This window comes from Streptococcus oralis, assembly GCF_003943415.1.
GTDB classification, from domain to species: Bacteria; Bacillota; Bacilli; order Lactobacillales; family Streptococcaceae; genus Streptococcus; species Streptococcus oralis_BJ.
The window spans coordinates 508354-528281 of record NZ_RJPK01000001.1; the positions used below are offsets into that span (position 1 = coordinate 508354).

A 19928-nucleotide genomic window follows, 5' to 3' on the forward strand; every position below is an offset into this window, starting at 1 on the left:
TTTATTCTTCGAATTGCGCTTGAACGAAGGCAAGAGCGCCTTTTCCATCACGAGTCAGTTTAATGTATTGACCACCTTCTGTCTTAGCAAGTTTGATACCAAGTTTGTCGGTTTCGGCCTTCATGTCTTCAAAGTTTGAAGCAACTTGAGGAGCAAGGATAACCAGATCAAACTCTGGCAACATTTCACGGTGAGCTCCATAGCCACCAGCTGCTGCTTTAACAGGAACATTGTACTCCGCAGCTGCCTTGTTTAGAGCATTTGCAAGGAGACCACTTGTACCTCCTCCTGCACAGAGAACGAGAACATTTGTTTCTTCTGTGATTGTGTTTTGCGCTGCTTCTACACCAGCTTTTTCAAGAATAGCATCCGCTTTGGCAGTGTTGAAGTTTGCTGCTACTTTTTCTTTCAATTCATCATTGGCTTTACCAGAACGCTCTTCTTCAAGGATTTGTTCATCATAAACCTTGAGGAATGGGTAGTAAATGGCTACGTCAACAAGGATTAACAAAGCAGCAAGTACAAATGACAAGAATTGGAAGTTTGTACCGAGAACAATACCGAGCGGACCTGGTGTTGTCCAAGGAAGGTTGGCAGTAAATGAGTTCATGCCAAGCGTTTCAATGAAGAATTTAAAGATCCATACGTTGGCAATTGGCGCAAAGATGAAAGGAATAAAGAAGATTGGGTTCAAGACAAGTGGTGCACCAAACAGGATTGGTTCGTTTACTCCAAAGAATGTTGGAACAACAGACGCACGTCCGATTGCACGGTTACGTTTTGATTTTGTTAACCACATGAACATGAAAGGAACAACCAGTGTCGCACCAGTACCACCCATGGTAACGATAAACATTTGTGTACCAGAAGTAAGAATCTTGTCAGCGTGCATACCTTGTTGGAGAAGATTCAAGTTGACTTCGGCATTTGCATAGGTAATAGCTGCGATTGCTGGCTCGACGATTGAAGGACCGTGGATACCAACAAACCAGAAGAAGGCAAAGGCACCAAAGATAATGGTAATACCTAGATAGCCATCAGCAGCAGAGAATAATGGTGCAAAGAATTTACCGATTGATTCAGCTACGCTTGCACCAACAAAATGACGAGCTAGTAAATCAAGAGCATAAAGAGAAACCACTGATAGAGTGAATGGAATCACATCTTTAAATACTTGTGAGATATTTGGTGGAACTTCGTCGGGCATACGAATAGTGACGTTGTTCTTAACACAAACCTTATAGATGGCTACAGTAACAAAGGCAGCAAGGAAGGCTGAAAGCAAACCTTTTGTCCCCAAGAATCCAGTAGCTAGGCCATTTTCGATAGGATCAGCTGCTAACATCAACAAACCGACAATCGCTGCCAAAAGAGTTGACATATAGTTGATTTGGTTGGTTTTTTCCATGCTACGGTTTACTGAGTCAGTCAATGACTTAGCTGTTGTACCAGCTACCAAGAGAGCCAGAATCCCCATTGAATAGCTATAAGGTTTCATGAGGAGAGTGACAACATCGTCAGACCATTTAAAGCCCCATGAGTTTGGTACAAAAGCAATCAAGATAAAGATACTTGAGAAGAGAATAACGGGCATACCTGCAATGAAACCATCACGAATAGCACGAAGATAGATATTACGAGATAGTTTCTCAAAGAAAGGTTTCCCTTTCTCGATAAATGAAATTAGTTTGTTCATTACTTAACTCCTCTCTTGTAGAGTTCGATTAAATGGTGCATCAAATCTTTTAACAAGACAGTTGTCATCAAGTGGTCTTGGCCATGCATCATGGTTACACTATAAGCTAAGTCCTCACCTGAAGCTTCCTTAGTTAATAGACTTGTTTGCGCGTGGTGTGCCTCCGCGATGCAACCACCTGCTTCCTCCACGAGAGTATCAGCTTTCGCAAAATCGCCAGCTTCAGCAGCCTTCAAGGCTTCCAATAGTTTTGAACGAGCATCGCCAGCATAGGCTACGATTTCAAAACCTAACAATGTTACTTCTTCTCTATTCATGATAGAATTCTCCTTATGTATTTTTAATTAAATTTTTATGACAATAAACGTTGGATATGTAGAACTAGATAAACTCGCTCACTCTTATACAAATCAAGACCAGTATGTTGCGTAATCACATCATAGATCTTGGAGCCGACCTCAAATGCTTTTGGATAGGATTGTTTGATATGGTCTTCCATATCTAGAAGAGATTGATTATCATCTCTGGAACGGTCTAAATAATCCAAAAAATAGTTGAGATGAATCATAAAGCGATCATAGAAATGGTTATTCTCTTTGGTTCGTTGAATAGCGTAACTCTTTAGCACTTCTTCAACATTCCTGAGGATTTCTTTCCTCTTGTCTATCGACTCAACCACTTGAACTTCGTTCTCCCCTTCGGCATTGATGAAATGATAAGCGATCCGAATAATTTCATCCTCAGGGAAATGATCTGTCAACTTCTGACGATAGATTTCAAAGGCTTCCTTTGCGATTTGAAAAGCTACAGGATACTTGGCAGAAATATCTGGCAGATTGCTATCCTTGTACCTTCCTTGTGTTAGAGCTTGATAGGAACAGTAAATATGATCTGTCAAGGTCACATAGAGATACTCTTGAATCGGATAATGATATTTCTTAGAAAGCTTATCAATGATCTCGTAGGTCACTGTGATAAAATCAAGCGGAACATCTTTGAGCAGAGCCATAAAGTTTTCCCTAGACTCTTCTGTCTTCATCCGAAAGATTTTCTCAACCTGATTTTCAGCAATCAAATCCCCCTTCTTTTTTCCAAATGCAATCCCCTTACCAATCACAATCACTTCTTCTCCTTTATCATTTCTGACAAGCGAGACGTTGTGATTCATTGGGTTTAGAATTCGATACATGTCAACCTCCTTTTATATCTTAAAGGTATATGAGTGCAAAAAATGACCACAAATGAACTAGAAAATCCTTTGATTTCTAATCCACCTGTGATCATGCCTAATATTACTTAGTAACACTCACCTTGTATTAACTTGTGATTTAAGTATAGCACAAGTAAGTTTTTTTGTAAACCTTTACATTCAACTTTTTTAAAAATTTTTATTTAGATCAATGTTCCTAAGATTAGGGGGAAAACTTATACGCGTTCAGTCCATGAAGTTGCTGTTGTTTGAAGAACCTTGTTGAGTTCGTCAATGTTCTCAAAACCTGTTGTACGCAGCCACTCACGAGCTGCTGCTTCACCGTCTTTGATGTAGGCTTCAACTGATCCTGCCCAGGTTGCACGACCGCAAAGAACTCCGTTGAAGTTTGCGCCTGATTCGTGGGCAAAGACAAGGGTTTCTTGGAAGAGTTTAGCTGAAACTCCCGCACTCAAATAGATGTATGGCAAGTTAGTTGCTTCATCTTGCGCTTTGAAGAAGGCTGCTGCTTCTTCGCGTGTATGAACGATTTCGCCATCGCCAAAGCCTTCAACGTATTTAACATTGACTGGAACTTCTACTTTCAAGACATCGATGTTGAAGCGTGGGTCTGAGAAGACTTTCATCGCACCGATAACTTTGTGTGGTTTCACTTTTGCGTATTCTGCAGAACCTGCGTCAGCGATTTTTTCATCGTAAGCCAAGATTTCAAGGAAAAACGGAATGTCTTCCGCCACGCATTCAGAACCAATGCGTTCGATGTAGGCTTGTTTTTGTTGATTGAGTTCGTCAGAGCTGTCTACGTCATAGTAAAGCAAGAACTTAACAGCATCTGCACCTTGTTCTTTGATGCGTTTGGCAGACCAAACATCCAAGCAGTCAGGCAAGCGTTTGGTGCTAGTTGTGTCATAACCCGTTTTCTCATAAGCAAGGAGAAGACCAGCATTTGGAGCAAGCGCTTTTGTAGCTGGAAGTCCATACTCTGGGTCAAGAAGCATAGATGATGCATATTTTGTCAATTCATCTGCAACCAATACTTTGAGTTCTTCCATTTGATCCACTGTTGGCTCTTCTGTTTGGTAATGAGCCATGAGACGTTTCAAAGCGCCACGTTGGTCAAAGGCAAGGGCTGAGATGATTCCATTTTCATCTGAAAGTTTTTCTAAGCATGCACGTTTTTGTTCTGTTAAAGCCATTTTATACCTCTTTTACTATTAATTGATCATATAGAGCTTGATAGTTATCCATATTGACATGACCTGTCATCTTTTCTTGAGCGTTGAGCATACCAAGGACATTTGCCTTGATGAGGAGTTCTGCATCCGATTCCTTATGAAGAAGTCCTGAGGAAATACCTGCAACAGTAGAATCTCCAGACCCGACAGGATTAACTACTTGAATTCTTGGAATATCTACTTTATAGAAGGTATCCCCATGTTTTGCAAAAGCACCATTTGCACCAAGTGAAACGATTATCCACTCAATCCCTGCAAATAGAGGCTCTTGAAGAACTTCTTTTAATTCATCCAAATCCTCAGAAACTTCTTTCCCAAGAAGCTGAGACAATTCTTCGTTATTTGGTTTGATTACTGTTGGTTTATGTGGTGATTCAAGAACCGCCTGAAGGGCAGCACCTGAGCAATCCAGAACAACTGGTTTTCCTGCGCGATTAGCAAGTTCTACTAAGCTTGCATAGTAGGCAACTGGAAGGCCAGCTGGAAGACTACCTGAGATAGCTACTACTTCCACAGTGGCAAGAAGATTTTCGAAATGAGCCAAGAAATCTTGCCCTTCTTGTTCTAGAACTTCAGGCCCTTTCTCAAGAATTTCTGTTTGGTTTTTACCGTGTAGAATAGCGATACAGTTACGAGTTTCTCCCTGAATTGAGAAGAAATCTTTCTTTACTTGATTATCGATATTTTCAACCAAAAACTCACCAAGTTTACCACCGACCAAACCAGTAGCAGCAACAGAATCACCAAATTCTGAAAGAACTCGTGTAACATTGAGCCCTTTACCACCAGCTGTCTTGGTCACGTCCACCACACGGTTGACAGTGTCAATTTTCAATTCATCCAAAGGATAAGAAATATCAATGGATGGATTCATTGTGACTGTTAAAATCATAGGTCACCTCTTAGTCGTGGTATTCACCGCGATCCCATTTTTCAAGGAACTCTGTAAAGAAGTTTGCATCTGCTTGATGAGCGTTGTGTGTTTCAACGTGTTCGATTTTTGCAATCAATTTTTTGTTTTCTTCTGATGGTTTGTATTCAGCATTGATGAAAGCTTCAATGATGTCGCACATAAGCAACTCACCAGTGATTTTACCACCAAAACCAATAACATTAGCGTTCAATTGTTCTTTTGCATAAAGAGCTGTTGTCATATCACGAACCAAGGCAGAACGAACTCCTGGAACTTTGTTGACAGCGTTGTTGATACCAACACCAGTACCACAGATACATACCCCAAGATCAGCTTGACCGCTAACAACTGCTTCCCCTACTTTTTTACCAAAAATTGGGTAGTGTGTACGAGCATGATCGTAAGTACCAAAGTCAATGACTTCATGTCCTTTTGATTTCAAGAATTCTGAAACCGCCATTTTTTCATTTGTTACGATGTGGTCACATCCAATTGCAATTCTCATTTTTAACTTACCTTTCTTACTGTAATCTAATTAACACATTTTGTTCAACATGTCGACACGAATCTGGTGACGACCACCGTCGTATTTACCATTAACAAAACCTTTAGCAATATTTTTAGCCAATTCGTCACCAACTGTTTCTGCTCCCATAGTTATCATACGTGAGTTGTTGTGTCCACGAGTCATATAAGCTGAACGTTCGTCTGAAACTTCTGCAGCAACCATTCCTTTAATTTTAGTTGCAACCATGAAAGGTCCAGCTCCATAAGCGTCAATCACGATACCAAGGTTTTGTTCTTCTTTGTTTACTTCTGCAGCGACAGCAAGAGTCACATCGACAAAGTCTTGGCCTTTTGCTGTAACATCCACTACGTGGAAGTTTTCTTTTTCTAGGAAGTCTTTCACAACTTCTTTCAATCTCAAACCTGCAGCATCTGCACCAATAACAATAGACATATTGTTTACTCCTTTTTATTATTCTAGGCCAGTAAAGACTTTTATAACTAGTATTATAAATACAAAAGACTTTCTAGCAGTTTATTGACAAATTTGATTGAATGAGATGAATAACACCTTATCCAAGTCTAGGAAATCAAGTTCCTAGAAACAAACTTTCTCTGCGAAAGAGAATATAACAAGCAATTATTTGTTTGTTACAAACACCATTTGTTGTTTACAAACATAATATACTCCTATTTTTGGAAAAAGTCAACAGTTAATGTTTGTTTTTGTGTTTTATTTTTTATTTAAAAGATTTCAATATCAAAACCAATCTGATCAACTTTGCCTGGTCCTAAGAGACGAACGTTTTTCTTATCTTCTAGATGATTTCCTTCTTCAAGTGAAGTTGATAAACCTGACCAAGGTTCAAACGCAATGAATGGTCCCTTATTCAAAGTTGACCAAATGATGAGATTTGAGAACTCTTGGAAGTGTACTTTTAATCCCTTCTCATGCTTACGAGAACGAAGGGCAATTGTTTTAGATTGCAACTCATCCAAAGTCACTGCATCTATACTAAACAAATCATAGCTAAGGTCTAATACTTTTTGCCCCTCTAGCCATGGACTTCTATCCTGGAAGTCTAACATTCCTGTTTCTGGGAAAGGACGTGGAACAGAGCAAGTCTCTTCTTTCTCAAACTCTAAATAGTAATCTTCATAGACTTCATCATCGAGTAGAGGACAATTAAATCCTGGATGACCTCCTATAAAGAATGGCATTACTTTATTCGTTTCTTTATTAAAGACTTTGTATTGAGTACGAACAGTCTTGCCGGTCACTAGATAAGTGATTTCAAGACGGAAATGATAAGGATAGTTTTGATAAGTATTCTCATCATCTTCGATAGCAAAGGTTACGCTGTTTTCTGTTTGATCAACTAAGTCAAATTCTTTTTTACGGACCAAACCATGACGAGGAATGTTTCCTTTTGTTTCTGTTCCATTTTCGTGGCTATAGAAGGCTGTGTCTTCTCTCAAAGAACCACAGATTGGAAAAAGTACTGGCGCCTGTCCACTCCAGTAAGTGGCATCTCCTTGCCACAGATACTCAATGCCTTCTCGATCCTTGATCGACGACAAGGCGCCACCTAAGGTTTTAAACTGGACCGTTAACTGGTCTGATTTGATTTCAATTACCATAATGTTCTCCAACTATTTTTAGATCTTTATATAAAAAACTAGGTTGCCACTCCCAATGTCGGAAATTGACAACCTAGTTTTCACAATTTACATTTTATAGGAGCGAATTATTTAGCATTTGCTGCGTATTCTTCGTTACGTTTGATCATTTGTTTTCTATACCAAGCAAAGATACCTACATAGAATACAAGGAAGGCCGCTGCACCAAGGATTGCTTTGATATCACCTGTTGTAGCATTACCAATTGCCCAACCAAATAGTTTTTCGATTGGTCCTTCAAGAGTTGAGTGAGTGATCAATTGAGTTTGGCTCACACCTTCTGGGAAGGCACCTACACCTTTAGCAAGTTCAGTTGCAAATGGAGCGATAAGAGTACCTGAAAGAAGGAAGAGTGGCAACAAGAGTGTTCCGAAGATGATCATACGGAGCAATTTACCACGAGTAACAACCAAGAGAGCTGGAGTTACACCCATAGCGATGATACCTGCAAGCGGCAAGATACCATTTCCGACGTTTGAAAGAAGCACTGCTTCTACTAGCATGATTGGAGCAAGTACGTTGGCACAAGCCCAGATTTCAGCACGACCAGCGATGAAAGGCCAGTCAAGACCGATGTTGAATTTACGTCCTTGAAGACGTTTAGTAGCAACGTTTGTGATACCTTGTGAAAGTGGTTCTACGGCTGCGATGAACCAAGATCCGATAAGTGAGAAGAGCTCCAAGCAGACACCGGCAGTCAAACCAAGGCTCAACCAACCTTTAATAACAAGTTCCCATTTATCGGCTCCTTCTACACCAGCAACTGGATGTGGAGTCCCCATCAAACCAATAACGATACCAAGGATGAAACCGATGAAGAATTTAGATCCCCAGAAACCGATTTTCTTGTTCAATTTTGCAGCGTCAAAGTCATATTTATCAAGACCTGGCAATACTTTATCGAAGATCTTATCCAAGACCATGATAACTGGGTTCATCATGTAGTTCATGTGAGTTGAAGTCATTGGTGATGAACTTGGTGCGTTAAGAAGGTCATCGAAAGTTGGTTTCATCAAGTCAGAGTTGATGATTTTCAAAACACCTACAAGGACAACTGCAGCAGTTGCGATGAAGAGTGAAACCCCTTGGCTTACACCGTTGTTGTCTGCGTACCATTTAATCAAAAGACCAGTGATTGACAAGTGCCAGATGTCAAAGATGTCGACGTCAAGTGTGTCCGTTTTCTTCATTGCAAGCATCACAACGTTGACAATCAACATTACAAGCAAGAAGTAAAGTGTCCAAGCAGATCCCCAAGTGATCGTAGCAAGTGGTGCCCAACCAACGTCAGTGATGTTCAATTGAATACCAGTATTTTCAACGAATTTCGCAAGAGATGCTGAGAAAGCTCCGTTGAGCATACCGATGATAGCACCGATACCAGTAAGAGCGATGGCAAGTTTGATACCACCTTCAAGCGCTTTGGAGAATTTCACTCCAAATAGTAAGGCCAATACTGTCAAGATGATCAGCATGATGATAGGACCACCCATTTCCAAGACTGGCTTGAAAATCTTATTGGCTAGTTCGATAATGACATCCATAATAGTTCCTCCCTTTATTTTTATGGAATCTTACAAAATAATAATTAACTTAGTCCGTGTTCTTTGATAGCTGCCTCAATATTGTCAAATACAGGAGCGCTCATTGCTGGAATACGGAACAAGATTGGTCCAGCTTCGATAACTGGAATACCTGGTTCAAAGCCAAGATCTGTTGCAGCGATTGGTGTAAAGATATCGTAGCCTTTCATAAGGTCTTCATTCACATCTTTTACCATAACTGCATCACAGTGAACATCGTAACCGCGATTTGCGAGTTCTTCTTCAAGAGCACTTTTAATTTGGTGACTTGAGTTAACACCTGCACCGCAGGCAGCGAGAATTTTAATCATTAGGATTTCCTCCGATTTTATTTTTTTAATAGGCAAGATTAAGCTGTTGCTTCAGCTATATAAGCATAAAGTTTTTCTGGTTCAGAAATTTTTGATAAATCTTCCAGATGGCTATTCCCTGTGAAAAAGTCCATCAACTGAGCCAGAATATTTGTTTGACTCGAACTTGAATTGTTAATGATAAAGAAGAGTAGAGATACTTCCACTTCCTTATCAGGAGCAATCATATTGTGAAAAGTTACTGGTTTTTCTAATCGAACAACCACCACTTTCTCAGCTAGATTGTGAACAATATCTGTATGAGGAATCGCTACATTTGGCAAGTCCTTTCCCAGAAATTCCATATCTAAGCCAGTTGGAAATGACTTTTCACGCGTGATCAAGGCTTCACGATAAGTTGGAGTCACTATTTCTCGTTTTTCCAACAGGGTTGCTACCTGATCAAAGAGTTGTTCTTGATTATCCGCTTCTAAGCAAAACACCAGGTTTTTGTCAAAGAAATGATCTAATCCCATAACAGTTTCCCTTCTTTCAATTAACTTTTACGTTATAAGTATAACACTATATGAAATCGTTGTCAATACTTTTTGTTTTATTTTGTTTTTTTTTGTTGATTGTGTTTTGTTAATTAATTATAATCATTATCAAACAATCTTTTTAAATTCTATTTTCGTGCATTTCAAACAAAAAAAGACCAAAATGGGTCTTTCTGTTACTAATTTCTAATGTTATTTAGTTAATGGAAGATAAAATTTCTTCTAGCTTTTGATAGTCCTTGACACTATCGATTTCATAGATGCTATTGTCTTCTAATTCTTCAACATACACATCTAATTCTTTGATATTATCCTTAACCATGTTATCCCAATAGAGATCAACAAATTCGCCGCTTGCGTATGCTTTGTCAATAAAACCAACAATCTTTTCAGCAGTTGGAGCATCCCAGAATGATACGCCGCTCAGAATACGACCAGCCTTGCTATCAACGATGATGTCTTGAACTTTATAGTCATCACCATAAACCAAGAACCATTCATTCTCACAGTCTTCACGATAAACACTGAAATAGGTTGAACGTTTAAGATCGTCTCTAAACATATTTTTGAAAAGATAGTTATCCGCATCAATAACATAGCTGTTAGCTAAGTCTTCTTTAACGAGGTAAAGTGAGTAAAAGTTATTGTAATCGGCATACTTATCGTTAAAGACTAAACGAACACCATATTTTTCTTTTAGATAGGCAAATTGTTCTTTAAGGTAGCCGACAACGATGATAATCTCATCAATTCCTCGTTCTTTCAAAAATTCAATTTGGTATTCTACCAAAGGTTTTTGGTTGACCTTAACCAAGGCTTTAGGGGTATTTTCAGTCATAGGGCGCAGACGAGTTCCCAACCCCGCTGCCAAGATAATTGCTTTCACGCTATTCTCCTTTATTCTTTAATAATAATATAAACACCAGCCATGACAACAAGCGATGTAATAATGGTCACCATATCGAGTGGTGTACCTAAAAGCATTGCCGAGAACAATACTGTCCAAACGACATAGCTTACGTTCAAACCAGTTGCTTTTGCTGGTTGTAGCCGATTGATTGCAATGTAATAAGCCAAATAAGAAATCATATTACATGCTGCAAAGACTAACATCAAACCGAGCAATTGTCCATCTGCTACTTCTGCAAATGAATGATGAGAAAAGAGGACAATGACAAGGTATGACAAGAATGAGGTTACTTGACGGATTAATAGTGCTTCAATTTCACTTAATTCACTTTCCATGGCGTAGGAACTAAGAACACTCTCACTTCCCCAAGCGATGGCACAAACTAATGCACAAAGAATTCCGATATAAAAAGAATTAACCTGCTCAACTTTGTATGTCTGGGCAATAATACCAGCGATAATCAACAGAATACCAAACACAGTATTCCTAGATACCTTGTGTTTCAAAATGAAAAATGCTAGTAAAACAGAAACTGCTGGATAGATAGCTGATACTGAAGAGGCCAGGGAACTTCCGATATACTTAACCGCATAAAGATTGGCCTGCATTCCTATTGGTCCAGCTAGCAAGGCTCCGATAATAACACTGACATTTCGGATATTTAGAAAAATCGAGAGTCGAACTTTTCCTTCTTTTACCAAAAGAAAAGCTAACAAGATAAAGATACTCAAGAAATCATGAGCAGCCGCCACCACAAAGGGAGAAAGATTTGTAAAAATCGAAAAGATATAAGAACTAATTGTCAGACCTAGCCCCCAGAAGATCCCTGAGAACAGACCAAAAGAAACACCATTTTTATTCTTCATCCAAACCCCCATAATAGGTCAAACCGTCAACCGCTCTTTGGTAACGACTCACACCATAATCTCCAAAGTCAGCACCTTGAGCTTCTTTGTATACTGTCCACAAACTCCAGATGGTATCTTGCAAAATTTTATAGATTCGAATCTTTTCACGAGATACTGGAGTTTTGTCACTCTCATAGTAGGTTAGGAAATCTTCTTCTTCCTGATTTGTAAATTCAGACTCCAAAAAGAGAGCTGCCAAATCCCACATCGGGTCATTCATGGAAGAGTATTCCCAGTCAATCAAATACATGCGTCCTTGGGGTGACTCGATAAAGTTTTCTGGTACCAAATCAATATGACAAGGCTTTCTGTCAACACCCAAATCAGCCAACCTTTTCTCTAGTGAAAATACATCTTTTCTTACAGCTTCATAATTGGCGTAAGGGATAGCTCCCTCAATCAAGGATTCATATTTTTTGATTTCCTCAAAAGGAGCAAATTCCCCTCTTAGTTCTTTGCCTGATGCATGAATGGTCTGTAGAATCGGGGCAATCTTTTCAAACTTGGTCTTAATCGAAGTGGAATCAAGAGTTGTTGCAGAATCAATGTACTCATTTACCTTAATCCCTGACTCAATATCAAAAAGATAATTCTTGACATCAAGATTCAAATCTTTCAACAATTCAAGATTGTATTTTTCATCTTGACGATTGATGAGCTTTTCAGTCCCTTTTCCGAAGAACTTAACAATATAGGGTTTGGAGGTTGTTTTAACCAAATAGTTTTGGTTGGTCATGCCTCCCAGTTGTTCAACACTGAGGACTTCCTCTTCTTCAGATAGCAAAGAAGAAATTTTTTCTCTGATGAGTTTCTCCACAATTAGCCTCCATCTCCTACACTTCCCACTTAAATACTGTTTTAAAAGCAGTATTTAGGTCTGTAGCAAAGACACGGTGAATGTCCTTGATTTCTCTCACTGGTTCTTCAATATAAAGAATATTTTTCAAACGATTCGCAAACTTTTTAACTTCCATCATTTGAATTGCTTTTTCAAAATCAATGCGTCCTGAGCGAGATGAACCAACCAAGAGCAAGCCCTTTTCTAAGGCATCTCGTGTATTGATATTGACCTTGTATTCGCTCACTCCCATCATGAGAATCGTTCCCTGAGGGCGAATGTAACGAATCAAATCATTGATAGCTGGTCCTGTTCCATCGCCACCACAACATTCAAATCCATGATCAAAGGTCAGACCCTCGGGAATATTATCCGTGATGTAGCACTCTTTTGCAAAAGAGAAAAGCTCCAATTTTTCCCAATGGCGACCAATGACGATAATCTCTGCTTCTGGTAGAGTGTAATTGATAATATTTGCAACCACAAAAGCCAAACTACCATCTCCAATAACAGCTATGCGCTCTCGCTTGCTGTGGGCAAGATTTAAGAAACGATTCATGGCATGCATACCGACACTTACAAACTCAGTAATTGCTGCAACTGTGTCCTCAATGTCATTATAAGACACAACACGATCTTTTGGAAGAGAGACAAATTCTCGCATAAAGCCATCATAACCACTAGATAGGAAGTAGGTCCCTGTCATGTAGTTCTCGTAGAACTCTTTGTCACTCTGCATAGGCGGTTGATTTGGAATCATAACTACCTTTTGACCGACTTCATAAGTCCCAGTTGGATCTGAAATAACAGTTCCACAAGACTCGTGAATCATGGCCATAGGAAGCTTTTTAGCCAATATCTTTGGATCACGTTTCCCTTGATAGTAACGTTGATCCGCATGACAGACCGCCATATAATTTGGACGAATAAGGATATGATTCTCCTGATCAATGTCCTCTTCTTGGTATTTTACATTGATAAACTTTGGTTTGGTCAGTTGATAAATTTGATTAATCATAGCCTTAGTCTTTCTCAATCATGCTTTTAGCGATTTTCAAGTCGGTCACAGTTGTGATTTTAAGGTTTGAATATTCCCCTTTAGCTAGGGCAACGTCTTTCCCTTTTATAACAAAAATCTTACATGCATCCGTCAGAATTTCCTTTTCTTGATCAGATAGGGAGCCATACAAATCCATGAAATCCGTGCAGCGGAAGGTTTGAGGTGTTTGACCCTGATAGAGGTGAGCACGATTTGGAATATCAGTGATAAACTGACCATTGGTACTTTCTACAATGGTGTCAACTGCTTCTACTACTGTGTCAACTGCATCATGATTTTGGGCCAGTTTGATATTGTCCTGAATCATGCGAAGTGTGATAAATGGACGAACAGAGTCGTGGGTAATCACGATATCCTCAGGAGTGATTGGACAGTAGGCGTCAATGGCTTCTATAATCTTCTCGATACTAGTATTGCGATCAGCACCACCCTTGGTAATGATGATACGGTCCTTGTGGAGAGAAAGATACTTTTCAACCAAGTCCTCAGCGTGTGACACCCAGTCTCCATGAACTCCAACTACAATTTTTTCAATACTCGGTTCTAAGACGAATTTTTCAATTGTGTGGATCAAAATAGGTCGATCACCCAACTCCAAGAATTGTTTTGGTAAATTACTGATTCCCATGCGTGTGCCAGTTCCTCCGGCTAGGATTCCTGCATAGATCATTTATATTCTCCTTTAGTTTATTCTAAAAAAACTCATTACTATCTATTATATCATAATCTGCCTCCATCATGAAGAAAAGACAGAAAACTATCTATTTGAGAAATAAAATTAGATTTCCCTCTATATTTTTTACTTAACATTCGGTTAATATAGAGTTCTTTAGATTATAATACAAACCTTAAAGAAAACTTAAAATCACTTTTAAGAATACAATAAAAAGCTAGGAAACTGTTCACCTAGGCCTAGACAGCTACAGTTCCTAACTTTCTTGTTTTTATTTATGATTATGGAATAAATTACTTTTCCTGATCTTGGTCACCAGCTCCTTTAACTGCCTTTTTAAACTCAGACAGCATTTTACCGATTGATTCACCAAGTTCTGGTAAACGTTTTGGTCCAAAGATTAAGAGTGCACCTAGAACGATGATAATCAATCCTGGAGCACCGATATCACGTAAGATTCCCATTCTTTTCTCCTTTCATTTTTTTCTTTACAATACTCTTGCTAATTGCAATACTAAGCTCATAGAGCGAGATTAAAGGAATTGTCATGGCTAGATCGCTAATAAAATCAGCAGGTGTCAAGATAACAGCTAGTACCAATAAAATAAAGTAGGCATAACGTCTATAAGTAACTAAGAGCTCTGGTCCAATCAAGCCGATCGACGTTAAAAAAGCGATGATGACAGGCAATTCAAAGATGAAACCCAAGGGTAGGGTTGTTTGAAAAACAAAGGCTAAGTAGTTCTGCGCCGTTAATTGAGTTTCAAATAATCCTTCCCCAAGACCTAAAAGCACTTGAAGTAAGGCTGGCGTTACAAAGTAGAATCCAAATACCAGACCAAGTATGAAGCTAATAAAACTAGCTGGAATATAGGCAAAGATTGCTCTTGCTTCTTCTGTTTTCAATCCTGGTTTGATAAAACTCCAAATCTGATAAACTGTAAAAGGTAGCGTAATGGTAAAGGACATCAGACTCGCCAAGCGCAAATAAATCCACAGAATGTCATTTGGACCTAATACAATCAACTTTTGATTAAAGGACTGAGTCAGATAATAATAAAGCTGATCAGCAAACAATAAAGCTCCGCAGAAAACTATAGAAAAGCAGGCTATAACAGCAATGAATCTCTTTCTAAATTCTACCAGATGTTCAACGATTGTCAATTCTTTTGTATCCATCTACTTCTCACCCTGTCTCAATGTGACAACCAAAACAATTATCAAAAAGACTAGCTGACTTCCTAAACCTTCCCAACTTGGATAGATGCCCAAGAAGTCGATAGTAGGGAAACCTGGCAATAAGTGGTTAGGTGCCATATTGGTCAGCTGGAGAGCATGTAGGCTAACACCTAGCATCTTGAAGGCAAGAGCATAAATCATCCACGTCAGTAGGAAAAAGACCTTATGAGGTAGGAAGAATTGACTCGCCTTGTTCATCAGAAATGCAATAATCAGCAAGACTAACAAAGCTAGAGAAATACCTAGGATAAACTCAAAACGAGATATTCTCGGTAAAATCCCTACGTAAAATAGAATGGTCTCTGCCCCTTCACGGAAAACAGCTAGAAAACTAAGAGCAAACATGGAAATGAATGAACCTGTCTTGGTCACAGTTTTCATTTGATTATCCATAAAATCATTCCATTTTTTGACCGAGGATTTACTGTGAAGCCAGATACCAATCAAAATCATCATAACGACTGCAAAAATACCAACAACTCCTTCGATGATTTCTCGATTGGCCCCTGATGTTACTGCAGGAAAGGCAATTTGTAGTATAAATGCAATCACTAGACTCGCAACGATACCTGTTAGGGCCCCACCGTATACCCACTTGAGCCCTTTACGCATCTTGGCTGCTTTTAATGTTGTGACCAAGGCCATGACGATTAAGTGGGCCTCTACTCCTTCACGTAAGAGAATGAGCATGGCATCAAAAGCATTGTAGCTTGCAGTCGTATCAATTTGAGATAAATCCGCAATCAGTTTTTCTAATTTTTCTTGATATTCCTTCTCACTTCCCTTGACCATGATTACAGGACTTTCGCTTTCGACTCGGGTGTAGAGGGAAGGATTGGTCGTGCTAACAGAACCTTCAACAGTTGGCCATATAGTAATAAACTCTTTCATAGCAGCTGTCCCTGCCGTCGGGTTACCAGCTTTAAATTCTTCCAAGGCTTTTTTGAGAAGCTCAATGCCATCTTTAAGACTTAGTTTGGAGGAACTTGTCGCCACTTCTTTGCCAGCTACGAAATTATCAATGGCAGTTTTTAAGTCATTAAAAGAAGACTGGATAGCATCATAATCTGTCGGCTCCATTTCAATACTACTGCGTAAGAAAGAGATAGCAGTTTCTACTTGACCGTAATGAGTTGTACTGTTGTCGCGGACGGCACTTTCATTGAGTGTCCAAGTTGAATTCATCTTTTTATAGGCTTCTCGGACTTGCTCTATATCTTTTGAAGAAATTGCCTTATCCAAAGTCTCAAAACGTGGTCTTAAGCGACTGACAAGCTTTTCCTTTTCAGCATCAAGATCTATTGGATTTTGTTCTTTTTCAAAAGCTAGAAGGGCAGAAGAGATTTGTGTCAGATTTTCTTCACTAATCTCTCCTGACAGGGCAAGTTTTTCCTTGACAGCCTTTCCAGCATCCGAGTCAGCATGTTCTACTGTTTCAAAATCCATCGCCATTTCTCTAACTAGGGCCTTGGCTTCTTCCTGATTTCCATTTTTTAAAGCCTGAGAGGCATCGGTAATCTTTACAAAATAAGAACTCAGACTTTCCTGTGCGCTAACGGGAAAAACAGCTAACAAGAGAAAAGACAAGGCTAAGAAACAAATGTTAATCTTCCAATAATTTCTGACCAATATAGCCTCCTTTCTCTACTCCACCAAAGCAGGCAAAAAGACCGCTACCGATGTGGGTTACATACTCATTCATCTTGTCTGTAGCTCCGAGGTTGGTTTGAACCTTGACAAAATTGTCTGGATCTTTCTGGAAAGAGATAAAGAGTAAGCCTGTGTCAAATTGTCCAGTCTTTTCATCAATGCCATCTGAGTATGAATAGGATCGTCGTAAGAGTGGCTTATCTACCTCTTTGGCTAATCGAACATGCGAATCATCTGGCAAAAGACTCAAATCTACTTCATCAAACTCATTCTTCTTACCAAAGGGAGCGCCACTTTCCTTGTAGCGACCAACGGTATTTTCTTGTTCTTCAAGATTAGTTCGATCCCAAGTATCGAGAAACATTTGGATGCGGCGAACGGCCATATAGGATCCATTTTTCATCCAGTCCTTGCTGTCGGCCCAGACAACACGATCAAAATCCTTTTCTTTGGTCACATTGGCTGTTCCATCTTTGAAACCAAAAAGGTTGCGTGGTGTCTCCATACGATCCCCAATAGCAGCAAATCCAGATTGGCTCCAACGGAGGGTCACTGCATTTCTCCCTTTACGAATGAGGTTGCGAATAGCATGAAAAGCAACTTGCTCGTCATCTGCACAGGCTTGGATAACAATATCTCCCCCAGTATATTTTTCACGCAGTTGTTCCTTTGGAAAGGGTGGAAAATCCCTAAAAAGTTGAGGACGTTTTTGCTCTAATTTCATCTTTTTCAGGAAACTAGCAGACACACCAAAAGTCAGCGTTAAACGATGAGGATTTAGCCCCACGGTTTCTCCAGTGTCACTAGGTGGCAAGAGAGCATTCTGACCATCTTTTTTAACCAATTCCCCCTCGACCAACTTGGCACTATAATCCGTCCAATCCTTGAACAACTGGATAATTTTATCTTTATCTGTCGTATGCAAATCTAGGACAACAAAATAGATATTCTTCTGCATAGGGGTCGTGATACCCGCTTGGTGTTTCCCATAAAAGTCAATTTTTTCATTACCGTACGAGATTTTTTCCTGTTTGTCTAGCTTAGGCGCTAAAAAAGCGGAGGCACCAGAGAGACCAAGTGCTAGACCAGCACCTCCAATACCCGCTTTTTTTAGAAATTCTCGACGGTCCATTTTTTTCTCAAAAAAATTTTCGTCTTTCTTAGTCATACTGCTTATTCTCCATCAAGAAATTTGCCCATTTGTGATAGAGGTCCACCAAGTTTTGTCACGGCTTCAGCCAATTCTTTGGTGTCTTCTTTTGTTAAGTCTGTATATAGTTTGTAGTGTTCCTTGTCTGTCATATGTTTGTCCAACAAGCTATTAACAGATTTGAAATCAGCTTCTAATTCTTTAACTAAATCAGCATCTGATTTTTCTAGTAAAGGTTTAAAGAGTTGGAATATCTTTTCAGCTCCCTCGATATTAGCGCGGAAGTCGTACAAATCTGTATGAGAGTAGATTTCCTCTTCACCCGTAATCTTGCTTGTCGCCACTTCGTTAAGCAAGTCAACTGCTCCAGTCAACATAATCTTGTGATCTACTTCAACAGTCGCTACCTTAGCCTTCAACTCTTTGATATCATTGACAAGCTGATCACCATAACTTTCAGTTCCTTTAGTTGTGTTTTCTTCCCAGAGGATTCGTTCGATACGGTGGAAACCAGACCAACCTTCCTCAGTCTTATTTTCATCAACATAGTCTGCTAGACGAAAGTCAATCTTAACATCTGACTCACCAAAACTCTCAGCGATTGGCTCGGAGCGTTCGTAAGCCATACGAACAAGCGGATAAGCTTTCTTGGCTTCCTCAAGTTTTCCGTCTTTCAAAAGCTGGACAAAGCCTTCTGTATCCGTTAACAGTTTATCAATTTGTCCTTGAACAAAGGTCTTATAATCTGTAGTTGCCTTATCAAGCAATTTCTGTTTGTCATCTGACAAGGCTGTCACCTTAGAGGAATCACTCGTTTCAGTAGATTTTTCAAAACGGACTGCACATGCTGTCAATAGCAAGGCTGAAGATAAAAGGACGAAACCTAGTTTTTTCATTATTTACTCCTATTGGTTCAGGAAGCCTGAATTTATTTTACGTTCCATTATAACATCCTTTCCTTAATTTTTTAATAAATTGTCAGAAAATTTAATATTTGAGAATTCGAAGTAGCATTTTCCGGCAAAATTAGAAAGGGCTTAAAAATTAGAATCGTAGAACTTTTTTCAGATAGTTTAAAAAGTTTGTATTCCCCTACTCTTTTCTCTATAATGGAGAGAAAGGAGATGACTATGACTGAAATAAAACATGAAATTGATGCAAACTTTGCAGGACGACTCAATATCCTGCGTGCAGGTGTTCTCGGTGCCAATGATGGGATTATTTCCATCGCTGGAGTCGTTATCGGTGTTGCTAGTGCGACGAGCAATATCTGGATTATCTTTTTATCAGGTTTGGCAGCTATCCTCGCTGGTGCTTTTTCTATGGCAGGTGGCGAATATGTCTCTGTATCCACTCAGAAAGACACGGAGGAAGCCGCTGTTGCTAGAGAACAGTTGCTCTTGGATAAGGATATCGAATCTGCAAAACAATCCCTCTATGCTGCTTACCTGCAAAATGGTGAGTGTGAAACGTCCGCCCAACTCCTGACTAACAAGGCCTTTTTAAAAAATCCACTCAAAGCCCTTGTCGAGGAAAAATACGGTATCGAGTACGAAGAATTTACCAATCCTTGGCATGCTGCTATTTCTAGCTTTATCGCCTTTATATTAGGAAGTCTTCCTCCTATGCTTTCGATTACCGTCTTTCCAAGTGACTATCGGATCCCTGCTACTGTGTTTATCGTAGCCCTTTCTCTTCTCATCACAGGCTATACCAGTGCTAAACTAGGCAAGGCTCCTACGAAAACTGCTATGATCCGTAACCTCTGTATCGGACTTCTCACCATGGGTGTAACCTTCCTCTTGGGACAACTCTTTAGTATCTAAGAT

22 protein-coding genes are annotated in these 19928 nt (G+C 39.5%); 1 reads left to right on the top strand and 21 read right to left on the bottom strand.

Features of this window, described 5'->3' with window-relative positions:
- Position 1: 1 nt before the first annotated feature.
- The 21 genes from D8801_RS02430 to efeO all read right to left on the bottom strand — a co-directional run bounded on the left by D8801_RS02430 (position 2) and on the right by efeO (position 18995).
- Positions 2-1696 (bottom strand): lactose-specific PTS transporter subunit EIIC, encoded by a 1695-nt coding sequence (locus tag D8801_RS02430; protein WP_125847597.1) that lies wholly within the window; start codon positions 1694-1696, stop codon positions 2-4.
- Entirely contained in the window at positions 1696-2013 is a 318-nt protein-coding gene (locus D8801_RS02435) for a PTS lactose/cellobiose transporter subunit IIA (protein ID WP_125840209.1), read from the bottom strand. The genes D8801_RS02430 and D8801_RS02435 overlap by 1 nt, the downstream gene beginning before the upstream one ends.
- A 35-nt stretch (positions 2014-2048) precedes the next feature.
- Entirely contained in the window at positions 2049-2885 is an 837-nt protein-coding gene (locus D8801_RS02440; protein ID WP_125847599.1) for a PRD domain-containing protein, read from the bottom strand.
- A gap of 236 nt (positions 2886-3121) precedes the next feature.
- Entirely contained in the window at positions 3122-4102 is a 981-nt protein-coding gene (lacD, locus tag D8801_RS02445; RefSeq protein ID WP_125847601.1) for a tagatose-bisphosphate aldolase, read from the bottom strand.
- Position 4103: 1 nt separating this feature from the next.
- Positions 4104-5033 (bottom strand): tagatose-6-phosphate kinase, encoded by a 930-nt coding sequence (locus D8801_RS02450; RefSeq protein ID WP_125847603.1) that lies wholly within the window; start codon positions 5031-5033, stop codon positions 4104-4106.
- 10 nt (positions 5034-5043) lie between these two features.
- The gene (gene lacB / locus D8801_RS02455; protein WP_045591451.1) at positions 5044-5559 is read right to left on the bottom strand and encodes a galactose-6-phosphate isomerase subunit LacB; all 516 of its coding nucleotides are present in this window, start codon (positions 5557-5559) and stop codon (positions 5044-5046) included.
- Between the two features lie 30 nt (positions 5560-5589).
- On the bottom strand, positions 5590-6015 hold the full coding sequence (lacA, locus tag D8801_RS02460) for a galactose-6-phosphate isomerase subunit LacA (RefSeq protein WP_125847605.1): 426 nt from the start codon (positions 6013-6015) through the stop codon (positions 5590-5592).
- A gap of 290 nt (positions 6016-6305) precedes the next feature.
- Positions 6306-7202: an aldose 1-epimerase family protein gene (locus D8801_RS02465; RefSeq protein ID WP_125847607.1), complete on the bottom strand. Its 897-nt coding sequence runs from the start codon at positions 7200-7202 to the stop codon at positions 6306-6308.
- Between the two features lie 107 nt (positions 7203-7309).
- The gene (locus D8801_RS02470; RefSeq protein WP_000382509.1) at positions 7310-8785 is read right to left on the bottom strand and encodes a PTS galactitol transporter subunit IIC; all 1476 of its coding nucleotides are present in this window, start codon (positions 8783-8785) and stop codon (positions 7310-7312) included.
- A gap of 44 nt (positions 8786-8829) precedes the next feature.
- On the bottom strand, positions 8830-9135 hold the full coding sequence (locus D8801_RS02475) for a PTS sugar transporter subunit IIB (RefSeq protein ID WP_038805326.1): 306 nt from the start codon (positions 9133-9135) through the stop codon (positions 8830-8832).
- Between the two features lie 38 nt (positions 9136-9173).
- Positions 9174-9650 (bottom strand): PTS sugar transporter subunit IIA, encoded by a 477-nt coding sequence (locus D8801_RS02480; RefSeq protein ID WP_164978976.1) that lies wholly within the window; start codon positions 9648-9650, stop codon positions 9174-9176.
- 217 nt (positions 9651-9867) lie between these two features.
- Complete coding sequence (locus D8801_RS02485; RefSeq protein ID WP_125847609.1) at positions 9868-10557, bottom strand: sugar phosphate nucleotidyltransferase; 690 nt, start codon at positions 10555-10557, stop codon at positions 9868-9870.
- An 11-nt stretch (positions 10558-10568) separates the two neighbouring features.
- Positions 10569-11447, bottom strand: a complete 879-nt coding sequence (locus tag D8801_RS02490) for a DMT family transporter (RefSeq protein ID WP_125847611.1) — start codon at positions 11445-11447, stop codon at positions 10569-10571.
- A complete protein-coding gene (locus tag D8801_RS02495; protein WP_125415876.1) occupies positions 11437-12306 on the bottom strand; it encodes a phosphotransferase family protein in 870 nt (289 codons plus the stop codon). The genes D8801_RS02490 and D8801_RS02495 overlap by 11 nt, the downstream gene beginning before the upstream one ends.
- A gap of 16 nt (positions 12307-12322) precedes the next feature.
- Positions 12323-13345, bottom strand: coding sequence for a ribitol-5-phosphate dehydrogenase (locus D8801_RS02500; RefSeq protein ID WP_125847613.1), 1023 nt, complete (start codon positions 13343-13345; stop codon positions 12323-12325).
- A 4-nt stretch (positions 13346-13349) separates the two neighbouring features.
- The gene (locus tag D8801_RS02505) at positions 13350-14057 is read right to left on the bottom strand and encodes an IspD/TarI family cytidylyltransferase (RefSeq protein WP_125426144.1); all 708 of its coding nucleotides are present in this window, start codon (positions 14055-14057) and stop codon (positions 13350-13352) included.
- Between the two features lie 296 nt (positions 14058-14353).
- Entirely contained in the window at positions 14354-14524 is a 171-nt protein-coding gene (locus D8801_RS02510; protein ID WP_000512108.1) for a twin-arginine translocase TatA/TatE family subunit, read from the bottom strand.
- On the bottom strand, positions 14508-15239 hold the full coding sequence (tatC, locus tag D8801_RS02515) for a twin-arginine translocase subunit TatC (protein WP_125847615.1): 732 nt from the start codon (positions 15237-15239) through the stop codon (positions 14508-14510). Before tatC ends, D8801_RS02510 begins: the two co-directional genes overlap by 17 nt.
- Entirely contained in the window at positions 15240-16928 is a 1689-nt protein-coding gene (locus tag D8801_RS02520) for an FTR1 family iron permease (RefSeq protein WP_125847617.1), read from the bottom strand.
- Positions 16903-18117 carry an iron uptake transporter deferrochelatase/peroxidase subunit gene (efeB, locus tag D8801_RS02525; protein WP_125847619.1) on the bottom strand — a complete coding sequence of 405 codons (1215 nt, stop codon included), beginning with the start codon at positions 18115-18117 and terminating at the stop codon, positions 16903-16905. The genes D8801_RS02520 and efeB overlap by 26 nt, the downstream gene beginning before the upstream one ends.
- A gap of 5 nt (positions 18118-18122) precedes the next feature.
- Positions 18123-18995, bottom strand: a complete 873-nt coding sequence (efeO, locus tag D8801_RS02530; protein ID WP_125847621.1) for an iron uptake system protein EfeO — start codon at positions 18993-18995, stop codon at positions 18123-18125.
- 234 nt (positions 18996-19229) lie between these two features.
- On the opposite strand from efeO, the gene D8801_RS02535 reads away from it, so the two are divergent.
- The gene (locus D8801_RS02535; protein ID WP_125847623.1) at positions 19230-19925 is read left to right on the top strand and encodes a VIT1/CCC1 transporter family protein; all 696 of its coding nucleotides are present in this window, start codon (positions 19230-19232) and stop codon (positions 19923-19925) included.
- The last annotated feature ends 3 nt before the right edge of the window (positions 19926-19928 follow it).

Bases quoted from the DNA above. Each gene is read 5' to 3' on its own strand.
- D8801_RS02430 (WP_125847597.1), bottom strand. From the start codon at position 1,696: ATGAACAAACTAATTTCATTTATCGAGAAAGGGAAACCTTTCTTTGAG.
- D8801_RS02435 (WP_125840209.1), bottom strand. From the start codon at position 2,013: ATGAATAGAGAAGAAGTAACATTGTTAGGTTTTGAAATCGTAGCCTAT.
- D8801_RS02440 (WP_125847599.1), bottom strand. From the start codon at position 2,885: ATGTATCGAATTCTAAACCCAATGAATCACAACGTCTCGCTTGTCAGA.
- lacD (WP_125847601.1), bottom strand. From the start codon at position 4,102: ATGGCTTTAACAGAACAAAAACGTGCATGCTTAGAAAAACTTTCAGAT.
- D8801_RS02450 (WP_125847603.1), bottom strand. From the start codon at position 5,033: ATGATTTTAACAGTCACAATGAATCCATCCATTGATATTTCTTATCCT.
- lacB (WP_045591451.1), bottom strand. From the start codon at position 5,559: ATGAGAATTGCAATTGGATGTGACCACATCGTAACAAATGAAAAAATG.
- lacA (WP_125847605.1), bottom strand. From the start codon at position 6,015: ATGTCTATTGTTATTGGTGCAGATGCTGCAGGTTTGAGATTGAAAGAA.
- D8801_RS02465 (WP_125847607.1), bottom strand. From the start codon at position 7,202: ATGGTAATTGAAATCAAATCAGACCAGTTAACGGTCCAGTTTAAAACC.
- D8801_RS02470 (WP_000382509.1), bottom strand. From the start codon at position 8,785: ATGGATGTCATTATCGAACTAGCCAATAAGATTTTCAAGCCAGTCTTG.
- D8801_RS02475 (WP_038805326.1), bottom strand. From the start codon at position 9,135: ATGATTAAAATTCTCGCTGCCTGCGGTGCAGGTGTTAACTCAAGTCAC.
- D8801_RS02480 (WP_164978976.1), bottom strand. From the start codon at position 9,650: ATGGGATTAGATCATTTCTTTGACAAAAACCTGGTGTTTTGCTTAGAA.
- D8801_RS02490 (WP_125847611.1), bottom strand. From the start codon at position 11,447: ATGAAGAATAAAAATGGTGTTTCTTTTGGTCTGTTCTCAGGGATCTTC.
- D8801_RS02500 (WP_125847613.1), bottom strand. From the start codon at position 13,345: ATGATTAATCAAATTTATCAACTGACCAAACCAAAGTTTATCAATGTA.
- D8801_RS02505 (WP_125426144.1), bottom strand. From the start codon at position 14,057: ATGATCTATGCAGGAATCCTAGCCGGAGGAACTGGCACACGCATGGGA.
- D8801_RS02510 (WP_000512108.1), bottom strand. From the start codon at position 14,524: ATGGGAATCTTACGTGATATCGGTGCTCCAGGATTGATTATCATCGTT.
- tatC (WP_125847615.1), bottom strand. From the start codon at position 15,239: ATGGATACAAAAGAATTGACAATCGTTGAACATCTGGTAGAATTTAGA.
- efeB (WP_125847619.1), bottom strand. From the start codon at position 18,117: ATGACTAAGAAAGACGAAAATTTTTTTGAGAAAAAAATGGACCGTCGA.
- efeO (WP_125847621.1), bottom strand. From the start codon at position 18,995: ATGAAAAAACTAGGTTTCGTCCTTTTATCTTCAGCCTTGCTATTGACA.
- D8801_RS02535 (WP_125847623.1), top strand. From the start codon at position 19,230: ATGACTGAAATAAAACATGAAATTGATGCAAACTTTGCAGGACGACTC.